Source organism: Actinomadura sp. NPDC048955, from assembly GCF_040649435.1.
GTDB classification, from domain to species: Bacteria; Actinomycetota; Actinomycetes; order Streptosporangiales; family Streptosporangiaceae; genus Spirillospora; species Spirillospora luteofluorescens.
Genome location: NZ_JBEZJI010000006.1, coordinates 32,469 through 45,491 on the forward strand (window position 1 = coordinate 32,469; position 13,023 = coordinate 45,491).

Below are 13,023 nucleotides of genomic sequence, written 5' to 3' on the forward strand. Positions count from 1 at the left end.
CCCGCCCCGCCGCCCGCCCCGCGTGTTTCGCCGTGCGGGCGGCGGGTAGGCGGCGGACCGAGCCGTGAAGGGTGGTGTGACGTGGGCGTACGGACATGGATCGAGTCGTGGCCCGTCTACCGCCAGTTCAGCGGCGACGACCCCCTCGGCCGGGGCGCGGCGGCCAGGAGCGCCGGCACGGAGCGGATCACGCCGCGGGTGAGCACCGCCGACGAGGTCGTGAAGTCCGTCTGCCCCTACTGCGCGGTCGGCTGCGGGCAGGACGTGTACGTCAAGGACGGCAAGGTCACCCAGATCGAGGGCGACCCCGACTCGCCGGTCAGCCGGGGGCGGCTGTGCCCGAAGGGCTCGGCGTCCCTCCAGCTGACGACCGGGCCGGCCCGCGAGCACCGGGTGCTGTACCGGCGCCCGCACGGCACCGGCTGGGAGCCGCTCGACCTCGACACGGCGATGGACATGATCGCCGACCGGGTGATCGAGGCGCGCCGGCACGGCTGGCAGTGGGAGCAGGACGGCGTGCGGGTGCGCAGGACGCTGGGCTTCGCGAGCCTCGGCGGCGCCACGCTCGACAACGAGGAGAACTACCTGATCAAGAAGCTGTTCACCGCGCTCGGCGCGGTGCAGATCGAGAATCAGGCCCGCGTTTGACACTCCTCCACCGTTCCCGGTCTGGGAACCTCGTTCGGACGCGGCGGCGCGACCACCTTCCAGCAGGACCTCCAGCACGCTGACTGCATCGTCGTGCAGGGCTCGAACATGGCCGAGTGCCATCCGGTCGGGTTCCAGTGGGTGATGGAGGCGAAGGCGCGCGGCGCGAAGCTGATCCACGTGGACCCGCGGTTCACGCGGACGAGCGCGCTCGCCGACGCGCACGTCCCGCTGCGCGCGGGAAGCGACATCGCGTTCCTCGGCGGGATCATCAACTACGTCCTGCGGAACGAGAAGTACTTCCGCGACTATGTCGTGGCCTACACCAACGCGCCGATGATCCTCACTGACGAGTTCCGCGACACCGAGGACCTGGACGGCGTCTTCTCCGGCCTGGACGCGGAGAAGCGCGCCTACGACCACAGGACGTGGCAGTACGCGGGCACGGAGGTCCAGGCGGCCTCCGGCCAGCGCGACATGGAGTACGAGGACCGCGTCGGCCCTGTGGAGCAGGCGGCGCGCGGCGAGGCGCACGGTTCGGGCGGCGCAGCGATCGGCGAGGGCGAGCCGGAGCGGGACCCGACGCTGGAGCATCCGCGATGCGTGTTCCAGGTGCTCAAGCGGCACTACGCGCGGTACACGCCGGAGATGGTCGAGCGGATCTGCGGCGTCCCGCAGGACCAGTTCCTCAAGGTCTGCGAGATGGTCACGGAGAACTCCGGCCGCGACCGGACGACCGCGTTCGCCTACGCGGTGGGCTGGACGCAGCACACGGTCGGCGTCCAGTACATCCGCGCGGCCTCGGTCCTGCAGGGGCTGCTCGGCAACATCGGCCGCCCCGGCGGCGGCATCCTGGCGCTGCGCGGCCACGCGTCCATCCAGGGCTCGACGGACATCCCGACGCTGTTCAACCTGCTTCCCGGCTACATCCCGATGCCGCACGCCCACAGCAACGAGGACCTGGACACGTTCATCGAGGCCGAGGCCGCGCGCAAGGGGTTCTGGGGCGAGATGCGCTCCTACATGGTCAGCCTGCTGAAGGCGTACTGGGGCGACGCGGCGACGGCCGGCAACGACTTCCGCTTCGACTACCTGCCGCGGCTCACCGGGTCGCACAGCACGTACGAGACCTCGATGGCGCAGATCGACGGGGTGTGCAAGGGCTACTTCCTGATGGGCGAGAACCCGGCGGTCGGGTCCGCCAACGCCAAGATCCAGCGGCTCGGGATGGCCGCCCTCGACTGGCTCGTCGTCCGCGACTTCTCGCTGATCGAGTCGGCGACGTGGTGGCAGGACGGCCCGGAGATCGAGTCGGGCGAGATGCGCACCGAGGACATCGGCACCGAGGTGTTCTTCCTGCCCGCCGCCGCGCACACCGAGAAGGACGGCAGCTTCACCAACACGCAGCGGATGCTCCAGTGGCACCACAGGGCCGTGGAGCCGGCCGGGGACACGCGCAGCGACCTGTGGTTCATGTACCACCTGGGCCGCATCATCCGGGAGAAGCTCGCCGGGTCCACCGACGAGATGGACCGGCCCGTCCTGGACCTGACCTGGGACTACCCCACGACAGGCGACCTCGGCGAGCCGGACGCGGAGGCCGTGCTCGCCGAGATCAACGGCCGGGACGCCGAGGGGAGCCCGCTGTCGTCGTACACGCAGCTGAAGGACGACGGGTCCACCTCGTGCGGCTGCTGGATCTACTGCGGCTGCTACGCCGACGGCGTCAACCAGACGGCGCGCCGCAAGCCCGGCAGGGACCAGAACTGGGTGGCGCCCGAGTGGGGCTGGGCGTGGCCGATGAACCGCCGCATCCTCTACAACCGGGCGTCCGCCGATCCGGACGGCAAGCCGTGGAGCGACCGCAAGGCGCTGGTCTGGTGGGACGCCGAGGAAGGCAAGTGGACGGGCCACGACGTGCCCGACTTCATCGCCGACCGCCCGCCGGACTACGAGCCGCCGCGCGACGCGACGGGGCCGGACGCGCTCGCCGGCGACGACCCGTTCATCATGCAGGCCGACGGCAAGGCGTGGCTGTACGTGCCGGCCGGCCTGACGGACGGGCCGCTGCCGGCGCACTACGAGCCGCAGGACTCGCCGTTCCGGAACCCGCTGTACCGGCAGCAGCGCAACCCCGTCCGGCACCTGCCGGCGCCGCATCCCGACAACCGGTACGCGCCGAGCGGCACGGACCCGGGGGCCGAGGTCTACCCGTACGTGGCGACGACGTACCGGCTCACCGAGCACCACACGGCGGGCGGCATGTCGCGCTGGCAGCCGTACCTGGCGGAGCTGCAACCGGAGTTCTTCTGCGAGGTCTCGCCGGAACTGGCGGCCGAGCGGCGCCTGGAGCACGGCGGCTGGGCGACGATCGTCAGCCCGCGCGGCGTCGTGGAGGCGCGGGTCCTGGTGACCGAGCGGATGTCGCCGCTGACCGTGGACGGCCGCACCCTCCACCAGGTCGGGCTGCCCTACCACTGGGGCCCGAACGGCTACAGCCGCGGCGACGCGGCGAACGAGCTGCTGCACCTGTCCCTGGATCCGAACACCCACATCCAGGAGGCGAAGGCGCTGTCGGTCGACATCCGCCCGGGCCGCCGCCCGCGCGGCCCGGGCGCCGCGGCACTGGTCCGCGAGTACCAGCAGCGAGCCGGCATAACCGACCAGACAGGAACCGAGGTCTAGCGGACGATCAGCGGGTGCTCGCCTGCGGGGATCAACTCGCCGATGACGGGGGCGCCGGGGATCTCGCCTGCCAGGAGGAGGCCGCCGGAGGTCTGGGCGTCGGCGAGCAGGAGGCGGTCGTCCTCGCCGACGGCGCCGAAATCGGTGTGCGGGGCCACCCAGTCGAGGTTGCGGCGGGTGCCGCCGCTGACGTACCCGTCCCGGAGGGACGCGCGGGCGCCGTCGAGGTAGGGGACGGCGGCGGCGTCGACCACGGCGGTCACGCCGGACGCGCGGGCCATCTTGTAGAGGTGGCCGAGGAGCCCGAACCCGGTCACGTCGGTGGCGCAGGCGATCCCGGCGTCCAGCGCGGCGGCGGACGCGTCGCGGTTCAGCGCGGCCATGGTCGCGACGGCGTGCGCGAAGACCTCCCCCGTCGCCTTGTGCCGGTTGTTCAGGACGCCGAGCCCGAGCGGCTTCGTGAGGCTGAGGGGGGTGCCCGGCTTGCCGGCGTCGTTGCGCAGGAGGCGGGCGGGGTCGGCGACCCCCGTGACGGCCATGCCGTACTTGGGCTCGGGGTCGTCCACGCTGTGGCCGCCGCCGACGTGGCAGCCCGCCTCGGCGGTGACGTCGAGGCCGCCGCGCAGGACCTCCCGCGCCAGGTCGAACGGCAGGACGTCGCGGGGCCAGGCGAGCAGGTTCACCGCGACGAGGGGACGGCCGCCGATCGCGTACACGTCGGAGAGGGCGTTGGCGGCGGCGATGCGCCCCCAGTCGTAGGGGTCGTCCACGACGGGCGTGAAGAAGTCGGCGGTGGCGACGGCGGCGAGGTCGTCGCGGAGCCGGACCACGGCCGCGTCGTCGCCGGTCTCCAGACCGACGAGCAGGTCGGCGTTGGGCGAGGCGGGCGCGGCGCCGAGGCCGGCGACGACGTCCTCCAGCTCGCCCGGCGGGATCTTGCAGGCGCAGCCGCCGCCGTGCGCGTACTGGGTGAGCCGTTTCGTGAGCGGTCCGGTCATGGCTTCCTCCCGGTGCAGCGGCGGCGGAGGTCGTCGACCCGGACCGTGTAGCCCCGGTCGTCCATGTACTCCAGGAGCGGGACGGCGACGCGGCGGGTCGTGCCGAGCGCGCGGCGCGCCTCGCTCAGCGTGAAGGGGCCCCCGAGCCCGGCGAGCAGGCCGGCGGCGCGGGCGTCGTCGCCGGGCAGCAGGATGACGCCGTCGGCCACCTTGAGCAGCGCGCCGGTCGCGGCGGCGACGGCGAGCAGCTTCGGCGTGAGGCCGAGTTCGGCGAGCCGGTTCGCGTCCGGCGCCTGGAACGGGGCCGCGGCCAGGTCGCGGCGGACGGCGTCGACGGCCTCGCGCACGGGCGGCGGAAGCTCGGGCGCGGTCGTCCGGCCGTAGATCCTGCCGTCGCGCCGCCGGAGGCCCTCGGCGAGGGCGTCGACGAGGACGCGGTCGGGGAGGTCCAGTACGCGGCGCGCGGCGTCGGCCGGGAGCCCGGGGTCGGTGGGGTTCGCCGCGGCGTGCTCCTCGACGGCCGCCGCGAGCCGCTCGCGCAGGTCCTTCCAGAGGGCGGGGTCGGCGATCCAGTCCCCCGCCACCGGCTCGAAGGGGACGGGGACTCCCATCGCCAGCAGGTCCGACCGCCTGATCAGGCCCCGGCGGCGGACCTCCCCGGCGCCGTCCGGGCGGCCGGTCATGGCGGCGAGCACGCGGGCCCGCGCCGCCGCCGCGCCGCGCCGCGCGAACGGCTCGGGGCGGACGTCCAGGACCGTCGCCCCCGCCGGGACGCGGTGCCGCCCGGGGTCGCGCAGCAGCGCGGCGTCCCCGACGCGCAGCGGCAGCGGGCGGCGCAGCGACAGCCGCGCCGTGTCCTCCCCCAGCGGGCGGACGTGGACCGGCACGGCCGCCGTCCCCGCGTGTAGCGTCAGCTCGCGCGGCAGGTCCGGCGCGGCGTCGCCGCGGAGCCGGACGTCGACGACGTCGGCGGCGAGCCAGCGCCCGGGGGCGAGCAGGGCGTCGCCCCGGCCGATCTCCCCGGCGTTCCCGTGCAGGTTGACGGCGACGCGGGCGACGGCGCCGATCTCCCGGTGGTCCTCCTTGAGGCTCTGGAGCCCGCGCACGCGCAGGACGGCGCCGCCGGCGGCGAGGCGGTCGCCGACGCTGATCGTCCCCGCGCCGAGCGTGCCGGTCACGACCGTGCCCCTGCCGCGGATCGTGAAGACCCGGTCGATCCAGAGGCGGACGTCGGCGTCCCGGTCGGGTTCCGGGAGGGAGCCGGTGAGCCGTTCGAGGGCCGCGCGCAGCTCGTCGAGACCCTCGCCGGTGGCGCCGCTGACCACGACCGGCTCGACGCGGCCGAGCGTGGTTGCCGCGAGGTGGGCGAGGGCCTCCTCGCGCACCCGGTCCGCCGCCGCCCCGTCGGCGAGATCGCGGCGCGTCACGACGAGGAGGCCGTGCCGGACGCCGAGCGCGTCCAGGACGGCCAGGTGCTCCTCGGACTGGCGCTGCCAGCCCTGGTCGGCGGCCACCACGAACATCACGGCCGGGACGGGCCCGACCCCGGCGAGCATCGTGGTGACGAGCCGCTCGTGCCCGGGGACGTCCACGAAGGCGATCCGGTCGCCGCCGGGCAGGGCCGTCCAGGCGAAGCCCAGCTCGATGGTGAGGCCGCGGCGCCGCTCCTCCTCCAGCCGGTCGGGCTCCATCCCGGTGAGGGCGCGGACGAGCGTCGACTTGCCGTGGTCGACGTGGCCGGCGGTCGCGACGACGTGCGTCATGGCGTCCCCGCCAGGACGGCGCCGGCGAGCGCGCCGTCCTGGTCAGGCGGCACGGACCGCAGGTCGAGCAGGCACCGGCCGTCCTCGACGCGTCCCATCACGGCGGGCGTCCCCCGCCGCAGCCGCGCCGCGTACGGCTCGGGCACCGAGACCGCCGCGCTCGGCAGGACGACGCCCGGCGCGCCGCCGCCGCCGACCGCCGCCTCGCTCCCGACGGCCACCGCGTCCACTCCCGCGTCCCGCAGCCGGGCGGCGAGCCGTTCGGCCCTTTCCCGCAGCGCCGCCGCGTCGGCGTGCAGCGCCTCGGCGGTCGGGGTGAGCGGCCCGCGGAGGGTGGCCTCCAGGGCGGCGAGCGTCAGCTTGTCGACCCGCAGGGCCCGCGCGAGCGGATGGCGGGCGAGGCGCCGGACCGGCTCGGCCCGTCCGAGGAGGAGCCCGCACTGCGGGCCGCCGAGCAGCTTGTCGCCGCTGGCGGTGACGAGGTCGGCGCCCGCCTTGAGCATGGACGCGGCGTCGGGCTCGTCCGGCAGGAGCGGCTCGGGGGCGAGCAGGCCGGAACCGATGTCGGCGACGACCGGCACTCCGAGCCCGGTCAGTTCCGCGACGCCCGCGCCCCGTGTGAAGCCGGTCATGCGGAAGTTGGAGGGGTGCACCTTGAGGATGAACCCGGTCGCCTCGCCGACGGCCGCCGCGTAGTCGTCCGGCGCGGTCCGGTTCGTCGTGCCGACCTCGCGCAGCCGGGCGCCGGTGGCGGCGAGCAGTTCGGGGATCCGGAACCCGTCGCCGATCTCCACCATCTCGCCGCGGCTGATGACGATCTCCCGGCCGGGCGCGAGCACGGTCGCGGCCAGGACGAGCGCCGCCGCGCCGTTGTTGACCACGTGCGCGGCCTCCGCCTCGGGCACCCGCTCCCGCAGCGCCGCGAGGACCGACCGGCCGCGCCCGGCGCGCCTTCCGGTCTCCAGGTCGAGCTCGACGTCGGTGGCGCCGGAGGCCACCGCCACGGCCTCGCGGGCCGCGGCCGACAGCGGCGCCCGCCCGAGGTTGGTGTGCAGCAGGACGCCGGTCGCGTTGAGCACCGGGCGGAGCCCGGAGGCGCTCGGCGGGAGCGACGCGACGGCGGCGTCGGCCACCGCCTCCGGTGCGATCTCGCCGGCGCGGGCCCGGCGCTGGGCCGCGACCACCGCCGCCTTCACGACGCCGCGCCCGAGCCGTCCCGCCGCGCTCGCGAGGCGGGGTTCGGCGAGCAGCACGTCCGTGCGGGCGATCCGCCGCCGCTCGTCCTCCCCCGCGCCGGGCCCGGCTCCGCGATCCATCAGACGACCTCCGACATGCAGCGCTACCCCGCCAGCATGGCACGCAAACGGCGCCCTTCCCGGGCAGGGCGCGCCCTCTCCTGCTAACATGCATGACTCATGCATGGCAGACTGGCGAACCTGCTGGGCGCCGCCTCGCTGGCGGTGACCGACCTGGTGCTGGCCGGGGCGACGGACGCGGGACGGGTGAGCGCGAGCGGCGCGGCGGCGCTGGTCGTCCTGTCCCACGCGCCCGGTCTCGGCGTCACCGAACTCGGACGCCGCGTCGGGCTGACCCAGTCCGCCGCCGCGCGCATGGTCGACGGGCTCCAGGCGGCCGGCCTGGTCCGGCGCCGTCCCGGCGGAGGGCGCGCCGTCCAGGTCCTGCTGACTCCGGAAGGCGAGGAGGCGGTGCGCGAGATGCTGGCCGCGCGGGACGCGCCGCTGGCCGGTGCGCTCACCGCCCTGGACGACGGCGAGCGCGAGGCGCTCGCCGGGCTGCTGGCCAAGCTCCTGGCCGGCCTCTACGCGGAGATCGGCGACTCCGACGTCATCTGCCGCCTCTGCGACCGGGGGTGCTGCACGAGCGGCGACGTCTGCCCGGTCGGCCAGGCCGAACGCGACGCGGGCCGTGCATGACGGGGGTCCTCCTGGCCCTCGCCTCGGCCCTCCTCTACGGCGTCGCCGACGTCTGGGGCGGGCTTCTGTCGCGGCGCGCCGACTTCGCGGCCGTCGCGCTGCTCGGCCAGGCCGGCGGGCTCGCGTGCGCCATCGCGGCGGCGCTGGCCGTGCCCGCCCCCTCCGTGTCCACCGGGGACCTGGCGTGGGGCGCGCTCTCAGGCGCGGGGACGGGCCTCGCGATGGTCTTCCTCTACCGGGGCATCAGCAAGGGGAACCTCAGCATCGTCGTCCCGGTCAGCGCGGTCGGCGGGGTGGCCCTGCCGGTGGTCGTGGGCGTCGCGTTCCTCGGCGACCGCCCCACGGCGGCGGCCTGGCTCGGCATCGCCATCGTGGTGCCCGCGCTGTGGCTGGTCTCCCGGTCGCGGTCGGACGAGGGCGGCCGGGTCCGCGCGGCCCTCGTGAACGGTCTCGCCGCGGGCGCCGGGATCGGCGTCCAGTACCTGGCCCTCGCCCAGGCGGGGGACGAGTCGGGGCTCTGGCCCGTCGCGGCGGGACGGGTCGCGGCCGTCCTCGCGATCGCGCCGATGATGTTCTCTCGCGGGCGGCGCATGCCGGGCGGGACGGTGTGGCTCTGGTCGGCGGCGAACGGCGGCCTCGCGGCGGCGGCGCTCGTCTGCTACCTCCTCGCGACCCGGCAGCAGCTCGTCGTCACCGCGGTCGTGCTGTCCTCGCTGTACCCGGTGGTCCCGGTGCTGCTGGGCGTCACGGCGCTGCGCGAGCGCCTGTCGCGGACGCAGGCGGCGGGCCTGGCCGGCGCCGCCGCGGCCGTCGTCCTGCTGACCCTCGCGGCGGGCTGAGGACCACTCCTTGTGCGGCGCCACCAGCCCCATCCGCCGGGGGTGACAAGGAATCGGGCGGCGTTGTCACCGATGTGAGTGTCTTGTGAGACGCACGCTACCTAGCCTGGCGGCCCCAGGTGTCCGCTGACGGAGGTGACACTTTGACGGAGCTGCACGAGAGGTCCGCCCAGGCCGACGACCTGTCGGGGGAGCCCTGGCGGGACGTGCCGCGCGAGGAGGCGCAGTGGATGCGCCCGCACCTTCCGGCCCTGGTCGACTCCATGGTGGAGGGCGTGCTGCGGCACGTCCCCGAGTACGCCCGGCCCGACGACCCCGTCTACACCGAGGTGATGCGGCTCGCGACGGCGCAGGGCATGGGGCACTTCGTGCAGATGATCGCCGACCCCGACGCCTCCTGGCAGGAGGTGCACCAGGTCTACTTCGACATCGGGTACGGGGAGGCGGTCGAGGGGCGCGGGCTGGAGCACCTGCAGAACGCGATGCGCGTCGCCTCCAGGACCGCGTGGCGGTACCTGTCGCGCGAGGCCGACCGGCTGAAGAAGCCCCGCGACCTGGCGATCGCGCTCACCGAGGCGAACCTCGCCTACCTGGACCTGCTCGCGTCGGCCGCCGCCCAGGGCTACGCCCGGGCGCGGGAGAAGGCGGCGGGCGAGCGCGAGCAGCGCCGCGGCCGGCTGATGAGCCTGCTGCTGTCGGACCCGGCGGCGCCGCGGGACGTCGTCGCCGAGCAGGCCAACCTGGCGGGCTGGCCGCTGCCCGAGCGGCTGGCCGTGATCGTGCTGGAGCCGCGGCCCGGCAGCGGCGGGGAGGGTCCCGCCAGGCTGCCGCCGTCCCTGCTGAGCGGCCTGGACCGCGGGCGGCCGTGCCTGGTGATGCCCGACCCGGACCGCCCCGGCGGCCCCGACCGGCTGACCGCCACCCTCGGCGGCTGGGCGGGCGCGGTCGGGCCCTCCGTGCCGCTGGACCGGGCCGGGGTCTCGCTGCACTGGGCGCACCGCACGCTCGACTCGATGGCGGCCGGGCGGCTCGCCCGGCAGGACCCCGGCACGCTCGTCCACGCCGACCGGTACGTGCCCGACCTGCTGCTGGAGGAGGGCTGGACGCTCGCCGAGGCGGCGGCGCGGCGCCGGCTCGCGCCGCTCACCGCGCTCGGCCCGCACCGCGGCGGCCGGCTCGCCGCGACGCTGCTGGAGTGCCTCAAGCACGGCTTCAACGCGACGGACGCGGCGGAGGCGCTGTGCGTGCACCCGCAGACCGTCCGGTACCGGCTGGCGCAGCTGCACGAGCTCTTCGACTACGACATCGAGGACCCGGCGATCCGGCTGGAGCTGATGCTGCTGCTCCCCGTCTGGCTGCGCGACGGCGCCGACGGGGAGCACGCGTGAGGGGCCCGGCCCCGGCTCACTCGGGCCGGGGCGCCGCCTCCGCGACCGGCAGGGTCCCGTCGAGGTAGGCCAGCCGGCACGCGGACCGGGCGATCTTCCCGCTGCTGGTGCGCGGCAGGCCGCCGGGCTCGATCAGCACGAAGTCGTGCACGCGCAGGTCGTGCTGCTGCTTCACGGCCGTCCGCACCGCCCGCGCCACCTCCTCCTGGTCGAGCAGCGCGACCGGCACCCGGCGGTTGCGCTCGGCGACCACGACCAGGCCCTCGGTGTCGCTGGTGTCGACGGCCACCGCGCAGGCGTACTCGCGGCGGATCCCCTTGTGGGCGCCGGAGACGGTGAACTCGATGTCCTGCGGGTAGTGGTTGCGCCCGTCCACGATGACCAGGTCCTTGATCCGGCCGGTGACGAACAGCTCCCCGCCGTGCAGGACGCCGAGGTCCCCGGTGCGCAGCCACGGGGAGCGCGGCAGGTCGCCGGGGTCCGCGAGCTCCGCCTCGAACGTCTCCCTGGTGGCCTCGGGACGTCCCCAGTAGCCGGCCGCGACGTTCGGGCCGTGCACCCAGATCTCCCCGACGGCGCCGTCGGGGAGCCGCGCGCCGGTCCCGGGGTCGGCGATCACGGCGTGCTGGCCGTAGGACGTCCCGCAGGCGATCAGCTGGATCGCGCCGGGCGCGCCCGGGTCGCACGGTTCGGCGACGCCCCGGCGCAGCCCCTCGTGGTCGAACGCGACGCGGGTCGGCTCGCGGAACCGGGACGACGCCGACACGTAGACGGTCGCCTCGGCCAGCCCGTACGCGCACACCTGCGCCTCGGGCCGCAGCCCGCAGTCCTTGAACGCCTCGTAGAACCCGGTGAGGGTGCTCTCCCGGACCGGCTCCGCGCCGTTCATGAAGACCTGCACGCCGCTCAGGTCGAGCTTCGCCTTCTCCTCCTCGGTGACCTGCGCGGTGAGGTACTCGTAGGCGAAGTTGGGGCCGCCGGTGAACGCGTGGCTCTGCGCGCTGAGCAGCTCCAGCCAGCGGACGGGGCGCATGACGAACGCCACCGGATCCATGATCACGCCCGGGTTGCCGTACACCAGCGGCAGCGCGACGGTGGTCACCAGGCCCATGTCGTGGAAGACGGGCAGCCAGTTCACACCGGACGACACGCGCGGGACGCCCTCGAACGTCCGCCACAGCTGCTCGGCGTTCGTCGCGAAGTTCCCGTGCGTGATGATCACGCCGGCGGGGGTGCGGGTCGAGCCGGAGGTGTACTGCAGGTAGGCGACGTCGCCGGGATCGATCGGCTCGGGCGTCCAGTCGAGCGCCGCGTCCACCTCGTCCGCGACGATGACCTCGGCGGGCTCCGGGACCGATCCGCCCCCGAGGAACGCGCGGACGTGCGGCAGCGACGCGCTCGTGGTGATCACGACGTCGGGTTCGGCGTCCCGGTAGACGGCGAGGAGCCGGTCGCCGTGGCCGGGCAGGTCCGGGGAGAACAGCGGGACGCCGATGACGCGGGCGTACATGGCGCCGAGGAACGCGGTGACGTAGTGCAGGTCCTGCGGGGCGAGCAGCGCGACCCGCCGTCCGGGCTCGGTGGCCCGGCGGATGGCGGCGGCGATGCTGCGGGCGCGGCGGTCCAGCTCTCCCCACGTGACGTCGGTGGCGACGCCGTCCGGGTCCGTCATGTAGTCCATGAACGTGTAGGCGCGGTCGCCGGGGAAGTCCTTGGCGAACCGGGCGAGCCGCTCGATCAGCGGCGTGCGGTCGAGCGCGGGAAGACCGGTCATGATCGCTCTCCGGTGGTGGCGGCGGTGACGCGGCGGGCGGCGAGGCGCTCGTGGTCGGGCCAGCGGACGTCCCAGACCCAGCCGAGCCTCTCGAACACCCAGATGACGCGGGCGCTGATGTCGATCTGGCCCTTGAGGACGCCGTGCCGCGCGCAGGTCGGGTCGGCGTGGTGGAGGTTGTGCCAGGACTCGCCGAACGAGGGGATCGCCAGCCACCACACGTTGCGGGCCCGGTCGCGCGTCCTGAAGTCCTCCTTGCCGAACACGTGGCAGATCGAGTTGATCGAGAACGTGATGTGGTCGCCGACGAAGACGCGCATCACCCCGCCCCAGAACAGCGCGGTGACGGCGCCGTGCCACGACCAGGTGAGCAGCGCGCCGAGCCCCAGCGGGACGAGGAACGTCGACAGCACGATCACGGCGTAGACGGGGTCGAGGGACAGGAACCGGATGTCCCTGTCCCTCAGCAGGTCGGGCGCGTACTTGCTGCGGGACGTGCGCTCCTTGCCGAACAGCCAGCCCATGTGCGCGTGGTAGAGGCCCTTGGTCAGCCCCCACACGCCGGGCCCGTACGCCCACGGCGAGTGGGGGTCGCCCTCCTGGTCGGCGTACTTGTGGTGGCGGCGGTGGTCGGCGACCCAGCGGACCACCGAGCCGTGCATGGCCTGCCCGCCGAGGATCGCCAGGGCGATCCGCAGCCACCGCTTGGCCTTGAAGCCGCCGTGGGTGAAGTGCCGGTGGTAGCCGACCGTGATCCCGATCGCGTTCAGCGGATACAGGAACGCGAAGATGGCCACGTCGGCCCAGCCGATCCCCCAGCCCCACAGGAAGGGGACGGCGCCCAGCAGCCCGATGACGGGCCCGACCACGAACACCACGACCGCGACGCGCTCGGGGAACGGGACGGTGCCGGACACGTCCGGCTGCGGGGTGCGGCTGCCGACGTCGGCGACGCCCGCTGTCATGATCTGGACTCCCTTGGTTCGAGTTGCGG

General features: G+C 74.8%; 9 protein-coding genes. 4 read left to right on the forward strand and 5 right to left on the reverse strand.

Features of this window, described 5'->3' with window-relative positions; all coding sequences use genetic code 11:
• The first annotated feature begins 81 nt into the window (after positions 1–81).
• A complete protein-coding gene (fdh, locus tag AB0C84_RS08360; protein ID WP_361062760.1) occupies positions 82–3,333 on the forward strand; it encodes a formate dehydrogenase in 3,252 nt (1,083 codons plus the stop codon).
• Here the strand turns inward: fdh and selD are convergent.
• Genes selD through selA form a run of 3 tightly spaced genes read right to left on the reverse strand, consistent with a single transcriptional unit; the run spans position 3,330 to position 7,410 of the window.
• On the reverse strand, positions 3,330–4,331 hold the full coding sequence (gene selD / locus AB0C84_RS08365) for a selenide, water dikinase SelD (RefSeq protein WP_361062763.1): 1,002 nt from the start codon (positions 4,329–4,331) through the stop codon (positions 3,330–3,332). The genes fdh and selD overlap by 4 nt on opposite strands.
• Positions 4,328–6,094: a selenocysteine-specific translation elongation factor gene (gene selB / locus AB0C84_RS08370; protein WP_361062766.1), complete on the reverse strand. Its 1,767-nt coding sequence runs from the start codon at positions 6,092–6,094 to the stop codon at positions 4,328–4,330. The genes selD and selB overlap by 4 nt, the downstream gene beginning before the upstream one ends.
• A complete protein-coding gene (gene selA, locus AB0C84_RS08375; protein WP_361062769.1) occupies positions 6,091–7,410 on the reverse strand; it encodes an L-seryl-tRNA(Sec) selenium transferase in 1,320 nt (439 codons plus the stop codon). The genes selB and selA overlap by 4 nt, the downstream gene beginning before the upstream one ends.
• A gap of 99 nt (positions 7,411–7,509) precedes the next feature.
• On the opposite strand from selA, the gene AB0C84_RS08380 reads away from it, so the two are divergent.
• The 3 genes from AB0C84_RS08380 (at position 7,510) to AB0C84_RS08390 (ending at position 10,255) form a co-directional block, all read left to right on the forward strand.
• Positions 7,510–8,028: a MarR family transcriptional regulator gene (locus AB0C84_RS08380; protein WP_361062772.1), complete on the forward strand. Its 519-nt coding sequence runs from the start codon at positions 7,510–7,512 to the stop codon at positions 8,026–8,028.
• Positions 8,025–8,867, forward strand: a complete 843-nt coding sequence (locus AB0C84_RS08385; protein WP_361062775.1) for an EamA family transporter — start codon at positions 8,025–8,027, stop codon at positions 8,865–8,867. Before AB0C84_RS08380 ends, AB0C84_RS08385 begins: the two co-directional genes overlap by 4 nt.
• 143 nt (positions 8,868–9,010) lie before the next feature.
• Positions 9,011–10,255 (forward strand): helix-turn-helix domain-containing protein, encoded by a 1,245-nt coding sequence (locus AB0C84_RS08390; RefSeq protein ID WP_361062778.1) that lies wholly within the window; start codon positions 9,011–9,013, stop codon positions 10,253–10,255.
• A gap of 16 nt (positions 10,256–10,271) precedes the next feature.
• Here the strand turns inward: AB0C84_RS08390 and AB0C84_RS08395 are convergent, their stop codons facing one another.
• Entirely contained in the window at positions 10,272–12,029 is a 1,758-nt protein-coding gene (locus AB0C84_RS08395) for a fatty acyl-AMP ligase (protein ID WP_361062781.1), read from the reverse strand.
• A complete protein-coding gene (locus AB0C84_RS08400) occupies positions 12,026–12,994 on the reverse strand; it encodes an acyl-CoA desaturase (RefSeq protein ID WP_179846964.1) in 969 nt (322 codons plus the stop codon). The genes AB0C84_RS08395 and AB0C84_RS08400 overlap by 4 nt, the downstream gene beginning before the upstream one ends.
• Positions 12,995–13,023: the final 29 nt, after the last annotated feature.